This is a genomic window from Streptomyces sp. NPDC001880 (assembly GCF_053594575.1).
This window is the reverse complement of record NZ_JBSFET010000069.1, coordinates 1-19,412: the sequence shown is the minus strand read 5'-3', so window position 1 is coordinate 19,412 and position 19,412 is coordinate 1. Positions and strand designations below refer to the sequence as shown.

Genomic DNA, 19,412 nt, shown 5'->3' with positions numbered 1-19,412 from the left:
CATTCGCACCCCTGAATCACTCGAACGGTTCAGGGGTGGTGTGGGGGTTCCGGTGTTCCCGCCCGGCCGGCGGCAGTACCGGCCGGGCGGCGCGGATTACAGCATTCGGTCGACCACGGCCGCCGCCGCGTGCCCGTCGTCCAGGTCGCAGAAGTCCCGGCGGAATGCCTCGTACGCCTGCGCGTGTCCCGCGACGGCGCGTTCCGGGTCGCGCAGTGCCTCGACCAGGCCGGTGGAACCGGGGATCAGCGGGCCGGGTGCGCGGGCCTCGAAGTCGAAGCAGAAGCCGCGCAGGGTGTCGCGGTAGTGCGCCAGGTCGTAGGTGTGGAAGAGCATCGGGCGGCCGGTCCGGGCGAAGTCGAACATCAGCGAGGAGTAGTCGGTGACCAGGGCGTCGCTGATCAGCATCAGCTCGCCGACGTCCCCGTAGCGCGAGACGTCCCGGACGAAGCCGCTGCCGCTGTCCGGGAGGCGGTCGGCCACCAGGTAGTGGCGGCGCACCAGCAGCACGGTGTCCGCGCCGAGTTCGCGTTCGGCGGCGGCCAGGTCGAGCCGCAGACCGAGGGCGTAGCGGCCACCGCCGAGCGGCTGGTCCTCGCGCCAGGTAGGCGCGTACAGCACGACCCGCTTGCCCTCGGGGAGGGCGAGCCGTTCCCGTACCGCCGCTGCGACCTTGGCCCGGTCCGAGGCGTGGAAGATGTCGTTGCGGGGGTAGTCGCACTCCAGGATCTCGCCCCGGTAGCCGAACGAGCGCCTCAGCACGGGGGTGGAGAAGCTGTTCGGGGAGACCAGGAAGCTCCACTGGCGGGCGCGCTGCTCAAGGGTGGCGATGGAGGCGGCGTCGGCATGTGCGGTGCCCGCGAGGTCGAGACCGATGCGCTTGAGCGGGGTGCCGTGCCAGGTCTGGACGACGCACTGGCCCTCGCGCCGCTCGAACCACTGCGGGAGCTGGGTGTTGGTGACGACGTATCGGCTGCGGGCCAGCGCCTCGTGCCAGGCGGCGGAGCCGTGCTCGACGGCGGTGGCGCCCGCCGGGATCCGGGCCTGCTGGTCGCGCACCACCCACAGGTGCTCCAGCTCGGTGCCCCGCCGGACCACTTCCTCGTGGATCGCGCGCGGTGAGTCGGAGTACTGGCGGCCGTCGAAGCTGCTGTACAGCACCGCGGCGCACAGCGGTGCGGTGCGCCGGGTCCGGTACGCCTCGCGCAGCAGCCGCTTGCCGCGCGGGCCACGCTCCCCGGCGGTGAGCACCGACGCGCTGTTGATCAGCAACTGGTCGTGGAAGCGCCGCTCGACGGTGTACGTCCGGCCGGCGAGGGCGCGGGCGGCGGGCAGGGTGCGGTGGGCGGCGGCCGGGATGCGCAGCGGGGCGTCGTCCGTCTCGTCCCGCGCGCCCGGCTCGCGGAGGAAGAGGTACCAGTCCCCCTGGCCCAGAGGCAGTTTCCCGCCGGGGCCCTCGACGGCGTCCGGCCGGAGCGCGGCCCTGAACCGGCGGGCGTCGGCGGGCCCGGAGAGGGTGAGGGGGAGGACGGCCTCCTCGCCGTGGCCGCCGTGCCTGGCCACCAGCGCGACGGGCCGTTCCGGGGGGCCGGGGAAGCCGCCCTCCAGGAGGAGCTGTCCGTCCTGCGTCCAGGTCGCCAGGTCGACGGCGGGCTGCACGGTGCGGTCGGTGATCAGCAGGTTGCCGCGGGAGCCGGTGGTGAGACCCAGTTCGCGCCGCTCGTCGCCGTCCCCGGCCAACGGGTAGCGGCCGGGCAGGACCGGCCCCGGCACGTCGAGCGGTGTCCGGCGTCCGTCCGGTCCGACAAGATTCAGGCTGTACGGGACCTGGGAGTGCCCAGGCCCCCGTGCCGTGTCCGGCCGGGCGTCGGCGAAGGCGCCGAGCGGGATGTCCGCGGTGAACCGGCGCCATCCCGCCGCCGAGGGCACGGTCCCCTCGTGCACCGTCACCGGGCGGTCGATGGTGGTGCCGGAGGGGCGGTGGGTGAGCGCGAGGCTCAGCGGCCCCTTGCCGAGGCGGTCGCGGATCATGCCGTCGATGACCACGGCGGCGGTCCCGTCGCCGGTGTCGCCCGCGCGGTGCGTCTCGAAGCGGGCGTCGATCCGCTCGGCGTGCAGCACCAGCCTGCCGCCGTCGAAGGCGGGCACGATCCGGTGGTCGCCGTCGGGGCGGTGCACGGGCGGCGGTGCGGACACCTCGTCGGTGGACAGCTCGGAGCGGCGCAGCATGCCGTGGCCGGCGATGCCGATCTCCAGGCGCCAGGTGAGCCGTTCGATGCTGCCGCCCGGGTCGATGCGGAGCCTGGCCGGGTCGACAACGGTCTCGAAGCCCGACCGGTCGTAGTCGTGCAGGCTCTGCCGGGACCGGGCGGTGGCCTCCGGCTCGTCGACCGTGCGCAGCCGCAGCGGCACCACGTGCCGGCGCCCGGCCCGCAGCCAGCCGGCCCGGAATTCGGCTGTGCGCGAGCCGGCGGGCAGATTGCGGATGTACGCGTACCCCTTGAGGTGCAGCCTGCCGCCCTGCCAGTGGGCGTCCCGCAGCCGGGCGGTGAGCGGCAGGTCCCGCTCGCCCACCCGCAGCACCGAGCGCGGCACCGGCCGGGTGAGGGCCGGGAAGGACGCGCTGCGGCGGCGCAGGCCCCGCACCGCGAAGGCGCCCGGCTCGGCCTTGTCGAAGGCGAGCAGCTCCAGCAGTTCGCCGGTCCGCCGTTCGCGTACGAGGTGCCACATCAGCCGCAGCCGCAGCGGCAGCGCGTCGAGGACGGCCGGGTCGACCTGGTCGGTGAACTCGTTGGCGTACGTGAGGAAGGCGCGCCGGTACTCCTCGTCGCCGTCGGGCAGCGCCTCCATGAAGTACCAGAGGTCGTTGGCGAGCACATGTGCTTCGTACCGCCGTTTGTCGGCGGCGTCGCGGTGCTCGTCGAGGAAGGCGGAGACGCCCAGCACGTGCGAGACCCGGTCCTGGACGCCGCGGACGACGGCGCGCCGGGTGGTGATCGAGGCCGGCCGGTCGCGCCAGTGGTAGACGGGGTCCTTGAGGACGTCGACGGATCGGGCCAGGAAGTGGGCGGGCAGGACGACCGGGATGTCCTCGTAGAGGGCGCCGACCGGGAAGGCGAAGGCGTGCTCGTCCCAGAAGGACCGGCGGAAGACCTTGTTGCAGGCGATCCGGTCGGCGGCCAGGTCCCAGTCCCGGGAGATGTGGGTGCGCAGCCGGGTGGTGGCCATGGGTCTGCGGAAGTCGGGCGACTGCTGGAGCTTGCCGGAGGCCCGCAGCCGCAGCACATTGCCGGACGCGAGGTCCGAGCCGGTCTCGTCGAGGGCGCCGACAAGGAGTTCGTACGCGCGGGGCGGGAGCACGTCGTCGCTGTCGACGAAGGCGAGGTGGCGGGCGCCCGGATCGCAGTTGCGGACCCCGGTGTTGCGGGCGTGCCCGAGCCCGCCGTTGTCCTGGCTCACCAGCCGGAACCTGCCGTCCTGTCCGGCGAAGGCGGCGGCCAGGGCCGCGCTGTCGTCGGTGGATCCGTCGTCGACCATCACCACCTCCAGGTCGGCCATGGTCTGCTCCGCGAGCGACCTCAGGCAGTCCGTCAGATAGAGCTCGACGTTGTGGACGGGTACGACGACACTGAGCCGTGGCGGCATGTTGAGCACGTCCGTTCATCGGGGCCTGGTTGTCCGTACGGCTCAACCCCGTGGCGGGACGGGGGTCACCGGCAGCGGTCTCTCCCGAACGGGTGACATCGGCCGCGCTCCGGTTGCCGTCCACCCCCCGGACACCGGCCGGCCGGGCCGAGCGGCCGTGGCAGCGGTGCGCCCGGTCCAGCACCACGTACTGCGGACCGCGGCAGGCGGTCGCCGCCGGGGAAGAACGGATGCCGCCCCGGCGTCGCGGGCCGGTCCCGCACCGAGGTGCTAGCCGCGGCAGGCAACGTTTGCCCGTCGAGGAGCGGCGTCCGGTGCGTGCTCTCGACGTGCCGGCCGCGCGGCGAGAGTGCGTGCCGGGCGTCGCGACGGGGCGAACGTTGTCTGTCGCGGCGCTAAGGGCTGTCCCGCGGCCCGTCGTCCACGACGACGGGGGCTCCGGCCCACCGGCACCCGGCCGAGCACGGACTCGACGGTCGCCCCGAACGCGTGGGCGGGCACGACAGCACTGTGAAGCACGGCAGCCGAGCGCATCGCGCGGTCACCGTACGCCGGTCCCGTGTTCACCCGTTCGGGGCAGTCCCGGTGACCCGGGGCGTCCGCCCCGGTTGACCGGTCATGAAGCCGCGCCTCAGTGTCGTCGTCCCGGTCCACAACGTCGAGGACTGTCTGGAGGACTGCCTGTGCTCGGTGGCCGAGCAGTCGGTCACCGACATCGAGGTGGTCCTCGTGGACGACGGTTCGACGGACGGCAGTACGGCCATCGCCGAGGACTTCGCCGCCCACGACCGCCGCTTCCGCCTCGTGCGCCGCCCCAACGGCGGGCTGAGCGCGGCCCGCAACACGGGCGTGCGGCACACCACTCCGGGTGTGCCGTACCTGGCGTTCGCCGACAGCGACGACATCGTCGTCCACGACGCGTACGCACGGATGCTGGCCTCGCTGGAGTCGACCGGCTCGGACCTCGCGACCGGCAATGTGTGGCAGCTGAACGAGCAGGGGCGCCGTCAGGCCCGGCAGTACCGGTGGCTGACCCACCCCCGGGCGCGCACCCACATCAGCCGCGATCCCCGGCTGCTCGCCGACCGGGCCGCCTGGAACAAGGTCTTCCGGCGCTCCTTCTGGGACCGGCACGCCTTCTCCTTCCCGGAAGGAAGGCTCTACGAGGACGCCCCGGTGACGATTCCGGCGCACTACCTCGCCGGCTCGGTGGACGTGCTGCACGAGCACGTCTACTACTGGCGGGTGCAGGAGGGCTCGATCACCCAGCGGCGTACGGACGTACAGGGTGTACGGGACCGGTTCTCGGCGTGCGAGCAGGTCAGCGCGTTCCTGGCCGGCCGGGGAGGGGTGGCGGGCAGCGGTGCGCGGCGCCGCTACGACCTCTCGTGCCTGCGCGACGACTTCGTGTGCTTCCTGGAAGGGCTCGCCATGGGCGGGCCCGGGTACCGGGAGGCGTTCATGGCGGACGCCGGGGCGTTCCTGGACCGGATGGAGCGGATGGACGGGGCGGGCCGCGCGGACCGGGCCGTGGCGCACGAACTGCCGGTGGAGCTGCGGATCAAATGGCAGCTGGTGAAGGAGCACCGGCTCCCGGAGCTGCTGGAGGTGCTCGCCTTCGAACGGGCCAACGGCGCGGGGACGTTCACCGTCTGCGGGGTGCCGGGGCGGCGGCAGGGCGGTTTCCCCGGCATCCCGGACACCGCCCGCCTGTCCCGCAGCGATCTCCCGGCCGTGGCACGGCTGCTGGAGGCGCGGTGGGACGACGACGGGAAGCTGCGGCTGCGCGGTTACGCGTACCTCCGCAATCTGCCGGCCGCGACGCCGCGCCACGCGCTGAAGGTGGGGATGGTGCGCGCGACCCGTGGCCAGCAGCTGCGGACGGTGCCGGTCCGCGGTGTGCCCGCGCCCGAGGCGACCGTCGACTCCGGCCAGCAGGTGCACAGTTACGACCACTCCGGCTTCGAGATGGTCGTCGACCCGCGCCGGCTGCGGCCCGGCGGCTGGCTGGTGGGCATGATGGTGGCCGCCCAGGGCACGGCCCGCCGGGTGGCGCTGCGCGCCGTGGAGGCGGGGGCCGTCCAGCCGCTCGTCCACGACCTGGGCGACGGACGGCGGGCGGTGCTCGACTTCCGGAGCGGGCGGCTCCAGCTGAACCTGACGCAGCTGCCCGCCCGCTGCGAGACCCACCGCTTCGGCGCGGACCTGGAGCTGACCGGCAGGCTGTACGGGGGTGCCCGGCCCAAGGCCCTGGTGCTGACCTGCGACGGGGTCGCGGACCAGGAGTTCGGCCACCCCGTCGAATGCCGTCCGGACGACCGCTTCACGGTACGGATCCCGCTCGCCGACCTCGCCGGGATGGCGGCCGCGCCACCGGCCCCGCACCGGGCGCCGCGCGAGGTCGAGCCGGAGACCGGCGGGCGGTGGCGGGCGCTGCTGGTCCTGGCCGACGGGGAGCGGGTGCCGCTCGCGGCGGCCGGGGAGTCGGTGCCGCCGGTCGTGGCCGACGCGGCGGGCGAGCTGGTACTGGACCTGAGCGGTCAGCCGTTCGTGGACGGGGCCGTGTGGGCGCCGGACGGTGCGCTGCGGGTGGAGGGGGTGACCGGCGCCGGTACCGGCGTACGGCAGGAAGGGGGCCCTGACCGGCTCGTCCTGCGGCACGAGCGGCTGCGCGAGACGGTGTCGGTGCCCGTGACCTACGACGAGCGACGCTCGGGGGCGCCGGAGGGAAGGGAAGCGGGGGCGCGCGGGACGGCGTACGGGGGGTGCCGCTTCTCCGCGTTCCTGGCGCCCTCGGTGGCCGCCGGGCTGCACGAGGGCCGCTGGGAGGCCTATCTGGGCGGCCGGCCGGTCCGGGTGCTGACCGCGCTCGCCGCCCGGCTGCCGCTGCGCCGGGGCGGCCCGGTCGCCGGGGCGCCCGTGCCCGGCCGGGAGTTCGCCCTGGACCGCCGGTTCGGCGACCGGCTGACCGTGCTGGCCGGGCCGGTGCTCGCGCCCGCCGAACGCGGTGCGTATCGCCGGGCCGAACTGCGCGGCAGTCACTACCCGGCCCGGCGTGCGATGCCGCTGCGGGACGCGATCCTCTACACGGGTGGCGACTCGCCGCGCGCCGTCCATGCCGAACTCCTGCGCCGGGGCGTGAAGTCGGAGCACCTCTGGGTCACCGACGGCGTCCACGGACACGTCCCGTCCGGCGCCGTTCCGGTCGTCGAGCACAGCACCGCCTGGTACGAGGCGCTGGCACGGTCCCGCCGCATCGTCACCGCCGACCAGTTGCCCGAGTGGTTCGAGCGGCGGCCCGGCCAGACCGTCGTGCAGACCTGGCACGGCACCCCGCTCGGCCGCTTCGGCACGGATCTGGACGGCACCCTGTACGCCGACCACCAGCAGCTCGCCACGCTGGCGCACCGCTCGGCCCAGTGGTCCGTGCTGGTCTCCCCCAGCCGCCACTCCACCCCGCTGCTGCGGCGCGCGCTCGGATACGGGGGCGAGGTCCTGGAAGCCGGCTCCCCCGCCAACGACCTGCTCTTCTCGGCCGATCGCGCCAAGACCGCGGAGCGGGTACGGCGCAGGCTCGGTATCCCGGACGGCCGCCGGACCGCGCTGTACGCGCCGACCTACCGCGCCCAGCTGGCCCACCCCCCGGGTGCCGACGGCGAGCAGCCCCGCTACCGCTGGGACCCGGCGCTCGATCCGGCCGTGCTGGCACGGGCCGTCGGTGAGGCGCACACGGTGCTGGTGCGCCGCCACCCTCGGGTGACCGGGAGCGTGCCCGAGCGGCCCGGCGTACGCGACGTGTCGGCGCACCCGGACACCGCGGAGCTGCTGCTGATCGCCGATGTGCTGATCACGGACTACGCGGGCCTGATGTTCGACTTCGCGCACACGGGCCGCCCGATGCTCTTCCACACCCACGACCTGGCGCACTACCGCGACACGGTGCGCGGTTTCTGCCTGGACTTCGAGACCCGGGCACCGGGCCCGCTGCTCGCCGGCGCGGACGGCATCGCCGCGCTCCTGCGCGACGCCGACACCCTGGCCGCCGCGGCGGCCCGGCACACGGAGGCGTACGAGAGCTTCCGCCGGGACTTCTGCGACCTGGACGACGGCGGGGCGGCGGCCCGCGTCGCGGACCGGCTGCTCGCCGACGGTCAGGGCGTGTTTCGAAGGTAGCGCCGTCCGCCCGGAGGGCAGGGGCGTTTGGTGCGTGCGATCGCAAGGCGGAGGGAGGGGACGCAGCGGGCTGCGCCGACGACCGACAACGCGGCGAGCGATGGGCTCTCCCCTGCTCGAGCGAAGCCGAGAGCGTGGGGAAGTGCCGGGCGTTCCCGGCCAGGCGGGACTTTCGAAGCACGCCCTAGTCCGCCTTGAGGGCGGCGACGGCCGAAGCCGCCAAGTCGTCCAGGTAGCCCTTGGGCAGTGGGGCGCGGACGACGGCGAGCCGCCAGTAGAGCGGGCCGACGATCAGGTCCAGCGCCCGGTCCGGATCGCTGCCCTCGGGCAGCTCGCCGCGGGCCACCGCGTCCCGTACGACGACGGCGGCGATGCCCTGCTGCGGGTCCAGCAGGGCGGCCTTGATGGTGTCGGAGATCTCCGGATTGCGGGCCGCCTCGACCAGCAGGTCCGGGATCACCTGCGAGGCGACGGGGTGGCGCAGAGCGTAGGAGGCCAGTTCGAGCACGGCCCGGACGTCCCCGTACAGCGAACCGGTGGCCGGGGCCGGCATGCCCTGGACCGCGACGGCGGACACCAGGTCGAGCACCAGGGCCAGCTTGGACTTCCAGCGGCGGTACACGGCGGTCTTGCCGACGCCCGCACGCCGTGCGATCCCCTCCATCGACATCCGGGCGAAGCCCACCGCGGCCAGCTCCTCGAAGACGGCGCCCCGAATCGCATCGGTGACGTCCTCACGCAGCACGGCGGCTCCGGCGGGGACACGGCGGCGGGTTCCCGGGTCGGTGGTCATGGCCGAATCATAGTCCGTAACGACGGAACGGTTGCGTTGCGACGTAACAGCGCCCTACCCTCAGCGTTGCGACGAAACGGTCCCGTTCCGTCGGTCCTCGTCTCCTGCCCTCCCGTCGAAAGCGATCGTGGTGAGCCAGACAGCAAACCCGCCGGCCCCGGCCGGCACCCCCGCCGGTGCGGCCCTCCCGGTGTACGCACCGGGCGAGCTCGCCGCGCTCGCCGCCCGGCACGGACTGACGCCGAGCGGGGCCCGGCCCTCGCTGGTGGCGTACGTCCGGCAGCTGTGGGGGCGCCGGCACTTCATCACGGCGTTCGCCACCGCCAAGCTGACCGCCCAGTACAGCCAGGCAAAACTGGGCCAGATCTGGCAGATCATGACGCCGCTGCTGAACGCGACGGTCTACTACTTCATCTTCGGCATCCTGCTGAACACCAAGCGCGACGTCGAGGACTTCGTGCCCTTCCTCGTCACCGGCGTCTTCATCTGGACCTTCACCAGCAGCTCGATCACCGCGGGCACCCGGGCGATCAGCGGCAATCTGGGGCTCGTCCGGGCGCTGCACTTCCCGCGCGCCTCGCTGCCCATCGCCCTGGCGCTGCAACAGCTCCAGCAGTTGCTGTTCTCGCTGGGCGCGCTGGTGCTGATCCTGATCGGTTTCGGGCAGTTCCCCAAGCCGTCCTGGCTGCTGGCGGTCCCGGCGCTGTTCCTCCAGGCCGTGTTCAACACCGGTGTCTCCATGGTGGTGGCGCGGCTCGCCGCCCGGACACCCGACATCGCCCAGCTGATGCCGTTCGTCCTGCGCACCTGGATGTACGCGTCCGGGGTCATGTGGAGCGTGGACACCATGCTCAAGGGGGACCGGGTTCCGCACTTCGTGATGGTGATGCTGGAGTGCAATCCGGCCGCCGTCTTCATCGATCTGATGCGGTTCGCCCTCATCGACAGCTTCGGCGCGTCCCATCTCCCGCCGCATGTGTGGGCGATCGCCGCGGGCTGGGCGCTGGTCTGCGGGGTCGGCGGATTCGTGTACTTCTGGCAGGCGGAGGAGCGGTACGGACGTGGCTGACAACAACGAGCGGGTTCCGACCGTCGTCGTGGACGACGTCCACATCATGTACAAGGTCAACGGCGCCCGTACCGGAAAGGGCAGCGCCACCTCGGCGCTCAGCCGGATCGTCTCGCGCCGGCAGGCCCCCGGGGTGCGCGAGGTGCACGCCGTGAAGGGGGTGAGCTTCGCCGCCTACAAGGGCGAGGCCATCGGACTGATCGGCTCCAACGGCTCGGGGAAGTCGACCCTGCTCAAGGCCATCGCCGGTCTGTTGCCCGCGACGAGGGGCCGGGTGCACACCCAGGGCCAGCCCTCGCTGCTCGGGGTGAACGCCGCGCTGATGAGCGATCTGACCGGCGAGCGCAACGTGGTCCTCGGCAGCCTCGCGATGGGCATGACGCGCGCCCAGATCCGCGAGCGCTACCAGGGGATCGTCGACTTCTCCGGAATCAACGAGAAGGGCGACTTCATCACCCTGCCGATGCGTACGTACTCCTCCGGCATGGGCGCCCGGCTGCGCTTCTCCATCGCGGCCGCCAAGAGCCACGACGTCCTCCTGATCGACGAGGCACTGTCCACCGGGGACGCCAGATTCCAGCGGCGCAGCAAGGAACGGATCAGCGAGCTGCGCAAGGAGGCCGGCACGGTCTTCCTGGTCAGCCACAGCAACAAGTCGATCACCGAGACCTGCGACCGGGCGATCTGGCTGGAGGCCGGGACACTGCGGATGGACGGTCCGGCGGGCGAGGTCGTGGCGGCGTACGAGAAGTTCACCTCCGGCAAGAAGTAGCGGGCTTTCCCGTAACCCCTGGTGGATCGCCTGATCCGGCCTGATCCAAGCGAAAGCCCCTGGCGGCAACAGGAAAGGGAGGCGGCCACCGAAATCTCCGGCGACCGCCTCCCTTTCTCAGCGGCTAGGCGTGCGTACGCAGCAGGGTGCGCATCGTCCGCATCGCCACCGACAGGTTCGCCAGGTCGAAGGCGTCCGATCCCTGGATCTCCTCAAGGGTGGAGCGGGACCGCGTCAGGATCGCCGCGTTCTTCTCCTCCCAGGCCTGGAACCGCTCCTCCGGCGTCGAGGTGCCGTTACCCGCCGACAGCACGTCCGCGGTGAGCGCGGCGTGCGCGGCGTACAGGTCCTCCCGGATGGAGGCGCGGGCCATGGACTGCCAGCGGTCGGCCCGCGGCAGCTCGATGATCCGGTCCATCAGCTGGGTGATGCCCAGCCGGTCGGCGAGGTCGTAGTACACCTCGGCGACGGAGAGCGGGTCCTTCCCCGTGCGCTCCGCGATGGCCACGATGTCCAGCGCCGGGAAGGCAGAGGAGAATCCGGCGACCCGCTGGGCCAGCTCGCCCGGCACGCCCGCCTCGGTGAGCTCGTCCAGGATCGACTGGTACCACTGCAGGTCGGCGCCCATCAGCATCTTGGGCAGCTCGGCCCAGACCTGGTCGACGCCCGCCTTGAAGAAGTCGACCGTCGCGGCGATCTCCAGCGGCTGCGGCCGGTTGCCGAGCAGCCAGCGCGAACCGCGCTCGACGAGCCGGCGCGAGTGCAGCCGGATCCGGGTCTGCACATCGGCGGCGACCTCGTTGTCGAGCGCCTCGACGGCGTCCCACACCTGGCCGAGGCCGAAGATCTCACGGGCCACGAACTGCGCCCGCACGATCTCCTCGACCGAGGCGCCGGTCTCTTCCCGCAGCCGGTGCAGGAAGGTCGAACCACCGCTGTTCACGGTGTCGTTGACCAGGACCGTGGTGATGATCTCGCGCCGCAGCGCGTGCCCGTCGACCGCCTCGGGGAACTGCTCGCGCAGCTGCTCCGGGAAGTAGGCGTGCAGCAGCTTCTGCAGGTGCGGGTCGTCCGGCAGGCTGGTCCGGATCAGCTCCCGGGCCGCGGTGATCTTCGTGTAGGCGAGCAGCACGGCCAGCTCGGGCTGGCTGAGCCCCTTGCCGGCGTTGAGCAGCTCACGGATCTGGCGGTCGGTGGGCAGGAACTCCAGACCGCGGTCGAGGTCGCCGTCCCGGCCCAGTCGGCGCATGAAGCGCTGGTGGGCGTGGAGCAGCGAGTGCGACTGGGAGGTGGCGTTGGCGAGCGCGACGTTCTGCGCGTAGTTGTTGCGCAGAACCAGGCGGCCGATCTCGTCGGTCATCTCGGCGAGCAGCTTGTTGCGCTGCTTGACGGTCATGTCGCCGTCCCGGACCAGGCCGTTGAGCAGGATCTTGATGTTCACCTCGTGGTCGGAGGTGTCCACGCCGGCGCTGTTGTCGATCGCGTCGGTGTTGATGTGGCCGCCGCCCCGGGCGAACTCGATCCGGCCGAGCTGAGTGGCGCCGAGGTTGCCGCCCTCGCCGACGACCTTGGCCCGCAGGTCCTCGCCGTTGACCCGGATCGCGTCGTTGGCCTTGTCGCCGACGTCCGCGTTCGACTCGGCGGAGGACTTGATGTACGTACCGATGCCGCCGTTCCACACCAGGTCCACGGGGGCCTTGAGGATGGTCTGCATCAGATCGGCGGGCGTCATCTTGGTGACACCCGGCTCGATGCCGAGCGCCTCTCGGATGTGCGCGTTGATCGGGATGGACTTGGCGCTGCGCGGGTGCACGCCGCCGCCCGCGGAGAGCAGGTCCTTGTTGTAGTCGGCCCAGGAGCTGCGGGGCAGCTCGAACAGACGGCGGCGCTCGGCGTACGAGGTGGCTGCGTCCGGGGACGGGTCGATGAAGATGTGCCGGTGGTCGAAGGCCGCGACGAGCCGGATGTGCTCGGAGAGCAGCATGCCGTTGCCGAACACGTCACCGGACATGTCACCGACGCCGACGACGGTGAAGTCCTCGGTCTGGGTGTCGTGGCCCAGCTCGCGGAAGTGCCGCTTGACGGACTCCCAGGCGCCGCGGGCGGTGATGCCCATGCCCTTGTGGTCGTAGCCCGCGGAGCCGCCGGAGGCGAAGGCGTCGCCGAGCCAGAAGCCGTACGAGACGGCGACCTCGTTGGCGATGTCGGAGAAGCTCGCGGTGCCCTTGTCGGCGGCGACGACCAGGTAGGTGTCGTCCTCGTCGTGCCGGACGACGTCCGTGGGCGGCACGACCTCGCCGGCCACCATGTTGTCGGTGATGTCGAGCAGGGCCGAGATGAAGGTGCGGTACGAGGCGATGCCCTCGGCCATCCAGGCGTCACGGTCGACGGCCGGGTCCGGGAGCTGCTTGGCGACGAAGCCGCCCTTGGCACCGACCGGCACGATGACGGTGTTCTTCACCATCTGCGCCTTGACCAGGCCGAGGATCTCCGTACGGAAGTCCTCGCGCCGGTCCGACCAGCGCAGACCGCCTCGGGCGACCTTGCCGAAGCGCAGGTGCACACCCTCGACGCGCGGTGAGTAGACCCAGATCTCGAAGGCCGGGCGGGGTGCCGGCAGGTCCGGGATGGACTGCGGGTCGAACTTCATCGAGACGTAGCCGTGCGGCTTGCCGTCTTCCCCGCGCTGGAAGAAGTTGGTGCGCAGGGTGGCCTTGATGACGGTGAGGAAGGACCGCAGGATGCGGTCCTCGTCGAGCGAGGCGACCTGGTCCAGGGCTCCGTCGAGCTCTTCGAGGAGGCCGTCGATCAGCTCGGTGCCGGCGCGCTGCCGCTCCGGGGACATGCGGGCCTCGAAGAGCGAGACCAGCAGCCGGGTGGTGTGGACGTTGTTGTGGAGCGTGCTCTCCATGTAGTCCTGGCTGAACGTCGACCCGGCCTGGCGCAGGTACTTCGCGTAGGCGCGCAGCACCATCGCCTGGCGCCAGTTCAGACCGGCGCCCAGCACCAGCGAGTTGAAGCCGTCGTTCTCGGCCTCGCCGGTCCACACGGCGGCGAAGGTGTCCTGGAAGCGGTCGCGGGCGTCGTCGGCGAGGAAGTTGCCGTTGGTCTGCGGCATCCGGAGGCCGAAGTCGTAGATCCAGGCGTGCGTACGGTCCGCGCAGCGCAGCTCGTACGGACGCTCGTCGACGACCTCGACACCGAGCCGCTGGAGCGCCGGGAGCACGGCGGAGAGGGAGACCTGCTCGCCGGTCCGGTAGATCTTGAAGCGGCGCTCGCCGGGGGCGGCACCGACCGGCTCGTACAGGCTGAGGGCGAAGTCGGTCCCGTCCTGCTTGAGCGCTTCGAGGTGGACCAGGTCGGCCACGGCGGAGCGCGGCGTGTGGTCGGCCTTGTAGCCCTCGGGGAAGGAGTGGCCGTACTGGCGCAGCAGCTCGGCGGCGCGTTCCTCGCCGCACTCGGCGCCCAGCGCCTCCTGGAAGCCGTCGGCCCAGGAGCGGGCGGCCTCGACGAGCCGGGCCTCGATGCGGTCGGTCTCGGCGTCGGTGAGGTCGGGCAGCTCGGTGCCGGGCGCGACGCGGACGACGAAGTGCAGCCGGGAAAGGATCGACTCGGTGTTCCAGGCGGTGAAGTCGACGCTGGTGCCGCCCAGCTCCTCCTTCAGGATGTCGATCAGGCGCAGCCGCACACCGGTGGTGTAGCGGTCGCGCGGCAGGTAGACGATCGCGGAGTAGTAGCGCCCGTACTCGTCCTGGCGCAGGTAGAGCCGCAGCCGGCGGCGCTCCTGGAGGTACAGCACGGAGGTGACAACGGAGCGCAGCTGGTCGACGGGCGTCTGGAAGAGCTCGTCGCGCGGGTACGTCTCCAGGATCTGCAGCAGGTCGCGGCCGTCGTGGCTGTTGGGCGAGAAGCCCGCGCCCTCGAGCACCTCGGCGACCTTGCGGCGAATGACGGGCACCCGGCGCACGGACTCGGTGTACGCGGCGGAGGAGAACAGCCCGAGGAAGCGGCGCTCACCGATGACGTTGCCGTCCGCGTCGAACTTCTTCACGCCGACGTAGTCGAGGTAGCTGGGGCGGTGGACGGTCGAGCGGCTGTTGGCCTTGGTGAGGACGAGGAGCTTGCGCTCACGGGCCTTGGCCCGGGCGTCGGCGGGCAGCCGGTCGAAGGACGGGCTGACGGGGTGCGCCTCGTCGACGCTGTGGTGCGGGTCGGAGCGCAGGATGCCGAGACCGGTGCCGGGGATGGCGGCCAGCGAGTCGGTGTCCTTCAGCTCGTACTCGCGGTAACCGAGGAAGGTGAAGTGGTCGGCGGCGAGCCAGCGCAGCAGCTCCCTGGCCTCGTTCACCTCTTCGTCGCCGAGGCCGTCGAGCGGCTCGGCGGGCAGGTCGTCGGCGATGCGCAGCGCGGCGTCGCGCATCTTGTCCCAGTCCTCGACGGTCTCCCGTACGTCGGACAGCACGCGCAGCAGGTCGGCGGCGATCTGCTGGAGGTCGGCGCGGTCGGTCTCGCGGTCGATCTCGACGTGGATCCAGGACTCGACGAGCGCGTCGTGCGGCAGCTCGTTCTTCTTGCTCTCGGCGCCCGCGGCGCCCTTGCGGTCTGCCGTGATGCCGTTGCCCTCGGTGAGGACCTCGATGAGCTTGCCGGTGACGTCGCGCCGCACGACGACCTGCGGGTGGATCACGACGTGGATGCCGCGCCCCTGCCGGGACAGCTCATTGGTGACGGAGTCGACCAGGAACGGCATGTCGTCGGTGACGACCTCGACGACGGTGTGGCTGCACGTCCAGCCGTTCTCCTCGACGGTCGGGGTGTGCACCCGGACGTTCGCCGTACCCTGCGGGCGCGTCTCGGCGAGCCGGTAGTGGGAGGAGGCGGCACCGAAGACGTCCACCGGGTCGCGGCCCGTGATGTCCTCCGGAGCGGTGTGCAGGTAATAGCGCTGGAGGTAGGAGAGGAGCAACTCCTGTCCGGACCGCTCCTGCTCGGCCCCGGCGGCCGCAACACGCACCCGGGAGGTACCTCCCGGGCCACCGACACCACCGCCCGGGCTGTTGTCAGCTACCTTGGCGGCCCGTGCGAGCAGCTCGGCCTTGGCTTCGTCCAGCTTGGTCTGCATGTCCTCTGGCTCCTGTCGCGCGCCGTTGCGAGACGTAGGTGGAAAAGACGACGTACCGCCACGACACGGGGTTTCCGGTCTGATTCGACGCTATGCCGCTATGAGAGACGCCCGGGACCATATTGGCCAATTTTGGCAGTGGGTCCGGACTACGGGGATCAGCGAAGGCCCGGGTGCGGTGGCACTCCGGGCGCAGGCCGGGGGCTTCACTGCCCCCGAGGCGTATCGCGCTGATCACGGGGTCCAGGCTATATCGCCCGCCCCCGTGACCGTCACGAGCCGTTTGTGTAAAAAGATGAGCCCGAACTTTGACACTCTGGACAGCGCGCGAGGCCGTATTGCCGCACTCTGGTAGACGGAACAGGCCGACGACCCGTGGGAGCCCCGACATGGCACCGAAGATCCTGATCGTCACCGGCGACGCCGCCGAGTCCCTGGAAGTCCTCTATCCCTATCAGCGGCTGCGCGAGGAGGGGTACGACGTCCACATCGCGGCCCCCGCCCGCAAGACGCTCCGCTTCGTGGTCCACGACTTCGAACCGGGCTTCGACACGTACACCGAGAAGCCCGGCTACACCTGGCCCGCCGACCTGGCCTTCTCCGAGGTCGACCCCGGGGACTACGTGGCGCTGGTCGTCCCTGGCGGCCGGGCGCCCGAGTATCTGCGCAACGATCCCGAGCTGCGCAAGCTCCTCAAGGCCTTCTTCGACTCGGACCGGCCGGTGGCCCAGATCTGCCACGGCCCGCTGATGACGGCGGCGGTCGGCGCGCTGGCCGGCCGGCATGTCACCGCCTATCCCGCGCTGGAGCTCGACATGCAGGCGGTGGGCGCCACCTTCGAGGACCACGAGGCGGTGGTCGACGGCACCCTGGTCTCGTCCCGGGCGTGGCCGGACCACTCGGCGTGGATGCGCGAATTCCTGAAGATCCTCCGCACAAAGGCCCCCGTGACCACCTGACGCCCCCTTCCGGGTCCTCCCTCACCCGACAATCTGCTCGGCAAGCTGCGCCGCCTCGGCCAGACTGTCCACCACCGGCACCCCGACCGCCTCCAGGCTGGCCCTGCTGTGCGATCCACCGGTGTAGAGCACCGCTTTCGCACCGACGTGGGCCGCGGCCACGGCGTCGTCCACCGCATCACCGATGACCACCGTGTGCTCGACGGATATCCCGTCCAGCGCGGCGATGTGCCGCTCCATGTGCCGGGCCTTGCTGCCACCGGACGGCCCGGTGCGCCCGTCGACCCGTACGAAGCGCCGCTCTATGCCGTACCCCCGCACCACGGGGACCAGCTGGTCGTGCCCGTACATGCTCAGGAGCGACTGGCTGCGCCCGGCCAGCTGCCACTGCGTGAGCAGCTCCTCGGCGCCCTCGGTGAGTCCGCAGGCGGCCCGCTGCTCGGTGTAGTACCGGTGGAAGATCCCGTCCATCCGCTCCCACTCGGCCTCCGTGGGCTGTCGGCCCATCAGCCGTTCATAGAAGCGGGGGATCGGGATGCAGTACATCTCGCGGTACTGCTCAAGTGTGATCGGCTCCAGGCCGACCTCGCCGAACGCGGCGTTCGTCGCGCCGACGACCGCTTCGTTGTCGTCGAGCAGCGTGCCGTTCCAGTCCCAGACCAGATGAGTGCGGTGCTTCCCATGCGTCACCATGCATAGAAAGTACCCGCCGCCTCCGACACCCGTTCGGACTCTCCCGGCTTCGGCTTCGGCTTCGGCTTCGGCTTCGGCTTCAGCCGATCAGATTCGGAATCTCCTGGATGCCGAACCACAGCAGCTCGTGGTCCTCGGCTCCGTCCACCGTGAACTGCGCGTCGTCGTCACCGAGGTCAGCCGCGCCCAGCGCCGCAGCAGCGGCCGTGACGTCCTTCGTCGCGTCGTCCGCGTCGACATGAACCGCGGCGGCCTTGGCGAGCGCCACGGAAGCGGCGATCCGCACCTCGCCGAGCGAGGACGGGTCGAAGCTGTGGTCCGGGTCCGCGACGGCCGTGCCGTCCGGCACTTCGACGGCCACGACAACGCGCCTGCGGACCGCGTCGGGGTTCTGCGCGATCATGCGGAGCGAGGCGGAGGCGGCCCGGTTGAGCGCCGCGTACTCCAGCTCCTCGATGTCGTCCGAGACGTACCACTCGCGCAGCGCGGGGGTCACCGCGTAGGCGGTGAGCGGGCCGGGGCCGATCTCGCCCGCCCGGTGCGCCGCTGCGAGACCGGACAGGGTCAGAGGGACGTACACGCGCATGGCCGGGTCGCTTTCGTAGTCGGAAACTCCCTCAGGATACGTGTGACGTCCCCCTTTGGGGTCACGTGCACCGATACCGCTCCGTCCACCCGGCAACCGCCCCTCACCCTCCCTGCGCCCGTCTCACGCCCCGCCCGATGCCGGGCGCATCAGCCGGATAGGTGATTCCCCCCGATCGCTCCCGGCACTCCGCCGGCGCTTGCGGCCGCTCGGCCGTCGCCGTAGAAGATCCACAGCAGAAGTTACCGCCCGGTATTCGCCGGGCCTCTGAAGCACGGGGGCGATGATCGATGAGCACGAACAGGACCCGGCCCACTGGACGACGCGACCAGCGCAGGCCCGAAGCCGTACCACCCCAGCGCACGCGGACTGCCCGGCGCGTACGCCCGCACCACTGGTTCGCCGAACGCCTCCTGGCGGTCCTGAGCGGCCAGCGGCCGGTGCACTGGATGCTCGGCCACACCATCGGCGAGGCCTACGACCAGCTGGCCGAACTGGCGCCCCGCACCCCGCTGAGGGGCCGCGGCGCCCGCCCCGTCATCCGCATGTGCCACGGCGCCCAGCCGGTCCCCGGGGTGGTTGAGGCATGCGCCAGCATCGCGGCGGGCGAGCAGGTACGGGCCATGGCCTTCCGCCTGGAACAGGGCACCGACCTCCGCTGGCGCTGCGCAGCAGTGGAACTCGGCGACGAACACCTCCGTCCGTCCCCAACCCGCTAGGGCAGCCCCGCCCCGCCCTCCCCTGCCCCCATCTCCGACACCCGGGGCCCGAGGCGGGGGCGGGATGGAAGAAGGGTCGGGCAGGGCGGGAGACGACTGAGACAGGAGGACGAGATCGGGGGCCGGCACCGAGGGCGGGCGAGGTCGGTGGACCGGGCACGGAGGAAGGCGCAAAGCCCGGCCAGAAGCACGAGGCAGCAGCCTCACAACCGATTCCGGCCCGCCAACGCACAGGGAGGCGGGCAAGCGAACAACGGGAAGCCCGGGGCCGAGGCCCCGGGCTTCCCGTTCTCGGCCGGTCCAGCAGTCCAGCGTGAGATGCCGGGCTCCGCGATCAGGGCCCCCGCACACCGCGCCCGACCGCCCCGCCACAACCCCTCGAAACCTCGCACACCTCAAGCAACAAATCCCCGGGCGCCCGGAGCCGCGCTCGCGTCCCGCACCCCGCCCCCCTTCCCCCTCTCAGCCGCTCCGCCGCCCTCCCCGCACCAGCCTCTCCAAGCTCGCCGGCCGCCCCTAAAGGCCCCGCCCCGGCGCCCGGCCCCTCTACCCCCCTTCCAAGCCCCTCCTGCCCCCTTCGGGCCCAACCGGGCCAACTCCCCGCCCGCCTCCTATCGCAACGCCCCTGCAGCCTCTGCCGACCCCGCCCAGCCCTTCCAGCTGCACTCCGTCTCGTTCCCACCGGCCCTCCACGCTCTCTCCCGACCGACTGCGGCGCACCGGCCCACTCCGCCCCGGGCCACTTCGGCCCCGCCGGCCCACCCCCCGCTTGGACCCCACTGCCCCTCCATGACTGCACCGGTCTTCTCTGGCCCCACTGCCCCTCCCGAAACCGGGGCTCTGCCCCACCCCCTCAGCCCCTCTGGCGATTGAGGAGCGGG

The 19,412-nt window shown here is 71.8% G+C and carries 10 protein-coding genes; 5 read left to right on the top strand and 5 right to left on the bottom strand.

Annotated elements, in window-relative coordinates; translation table 11 throughout:
- Window positions 1–96 precede the first annotated feature (96 nt).
- Window positions 97–3,654, bottom strand: a complete 3,558-nt coding sequence (locus ACWCQ6_RS27365; protein ID WP_451093549.1) for a bifunctional glycosyltransferase/CDP-glycerol:glycerophosphate glycerophosphotransferase — start codon at window positions 3,652–3,654, stop codon at window positions 97–99.
- Window positions 3,655–4,263: 609 nt separating this feature from the next.
- On the opposite strand from ACWCQ6_RS27365, the gene ACWCQ6_RS27360 reads away from it, so the two are divergent.
- Window positions 4,264–7,818 (top strand): bifunctional glycosyltransferase/CDP-glycerol:glycerophosphate glycerophosphotransferase, encoded by a 3,555-nt coding sequence (locus ACWCQ6_RS27360; RefSeq protein ID WP_451093547.1) that lies wholly within the window; start codon window positions 4,264–4,266, stop codon window positions 7,816–7,818.
- Between the two features lie 184 nt (window positions 7,819–8,002).
- On the opposite strand, the gene ACWCQ6_RS27355 is transcribed toward ACWCQ6_RS27360, so the two are convergent.
- A complete protein-coding gene (locus tag ACWCQ6_RS27355; protein ID WP_451093545.1) occupies window positions 8,003–8,611 on the bottom strand; it encodes a TetR/AcrR family transcriptional regulator in 609 nt (202 codons plus the stop codon).
- Between the two features lie 127 nt (window positions 8,612–8,738).
- On the opposite strand from ACWCQ6_RS27355, the gene ACWCQ6_RS27350 reads away from it, so the two are divergent.
- A complete protein-coding gene (locus ACWCQ6_RS27350) occupies window positions 8,739–9,680 on the top strand; it encodes an ABC transporter permease (protein ID WP_451093543.1) in 942 nt (313 codons plus the stop codon).
- Between the two features lie 46 nt (window positions 9,681–9,726).
- Window positions 9,727–10,452: an ABC transporter ATP-binding protein gene (locus tag ACWCQ6_RS27345; protein WP_451093570.1), complete on the top strand. Its 726-nt coding sequence runs from the start codon at window positions 9,727–9,729 to the stop codon at window positions 10,450–10,452.
- 124 nt (window positions 10,453–10,576) lie between these two features.
- Here the strand turns inward: ACWCQ6_RS27345 and ACWCQ6_RS27340 are convergent, their stop codons facing one another.
- Complete coding sequence (locus ACWCQ6_RS27340; protein ID WP_451093541.1) at window positions 10,577–15,574, bottom strand: NAD-glutamate dehydrogenase; 4,998 nt, start codon at window positions 15,572–15,574, stop codon at window positions 10,577–10,579.
- Between the two features lie 389 nt (window positions 15,575–15,963).
- Here ACWCQ6_RS27340 and ACWCQ6_RS27335 point away from each other — a divergent pair, with 389 nt between their 5' ends.
- Window positions 15,964–16,533, top strand: a complete 570-nt coding sequence (locus tag ACWCQ6_RS27335; RefSeq protein ID WP_451093539.1) for a DJ-1/PfpI family protein — start codon at window positions 15,964–15,966, stop codon at window positions 16,531–16,533.
- A gap of 21 nt (window positions 16,534–16,554) precedes the next feature.
- Here the strand turns inward: ACWCQ6_RS27335 and ACWCQ6_RS27330 are convergent, their stop codons facing one another.
- Window positions 16,555–17,226 (bottom strand): HAD family hydrolase, encoded by a 672-nt coding sequence (locus ACWCQ6_RS27330; RefSeq protein WP_451093537.1) that lies wholly within the window; start codon window positions 17,224–17,226, stop codon window positions 16,555–16,557.
- Window positions 17,227–17,305: 79 nt separating this feature from the next.
- A complete protein-coding gene (locus ACWCQ6_RS27325) occupies window positions 17,306–17,812 on the bottom strand; it encodes a DUF6912 family protein (protein WP_451093535.1) in 507 nt (168 codons plus the stop codon).
- Between the two features lie 290 nt (window positions 17,813–18,102).
- Here ACWCQ6_RS27325 and ACWCQ6_RS27320 point away from each other — a divergent pair, with 290 nt between their 5' ends.
- Window positions 18,103–18,531 carry an Rv3235 family protein gene (locus ACWCQ6_RS27320; RefSeq protein ID WP_451093533.1) on the top strand — a complete coding sequence of 143 codons (429 nt, stop codon included), beginning with the start codon at window positions 18,103–18,105 and terminating at the stop codon, window positions 18,529–18,531.
- Window positions 18,532–19,412 lie beyond the last annotated feature (881 nt).

What these genes read in the sequence shown, in the direction of transcription:
- ACWCQ6_RS27360 (WP_451093547.1), top strand. Translation starts at nt 4,264, where the DNA reads ATGAAGCCGCGCCTCAGTGTCGTCGTCCCGGTCCACAACGTCGAGGAC.
- ACWCQ6_RS27355 (WP_451093545.1), bottom strand. Translation starts at nt 8,611, where the DNA reads ATGACCACCGACCCGGGAACCCGCCGCCGTGTCCCCGCCGGAGCCGCC.
- ACWCQ6_RS27345 (WP_451093570.1), top strand. Translation starts at nt 9,727, where the DNA reads ATGTACAAGGTCAACGGCGCCCGTACCGGAAAGGGCAGCGCCACCTCG.
- ACWCQ6_RS27340 (WP_451093541.1), bottom strand. Translation starts at nt 15,574, where the DNA reads ATGCAGACCAAGCTGGACGAAGCCAAGGCCGAGCTGCTCGCACGGGCC.
- ACWCQ6_RS27335 (WP_451093539.1), top strand. Translation starts at nt 15,964, where the DNA reads ATGGCACCGAAGATCCTGATCGTCACCGGCGACGCCGCCGAGTCCCTG.
- ACWCQ6_RS27330 (WP_451093537.1), bottom strand. Translation starts at nt 17,226, where the DNA reads ATGGTGACGCATGGGAAGCACCGCACTCATCTGGTCTGGGACTGGAAC.
- ACWCQ6_RS27325 (WP_451093535.1), bottom strand. Translation starts at nt 17,812, where the DNA reads ATGCGCGTGTACGTCCCTCTGACCCTGTCCGGTCTCGCAGCGGCGCAC.
- ACWCQ6_RS27320 (WP_451093533.1), top strand. Translation starts at nt 18,103, where the DNA reads ATGAGCACGAACAGGACCCGGCCCACTGGACGACGCGACCAGCGCAGG.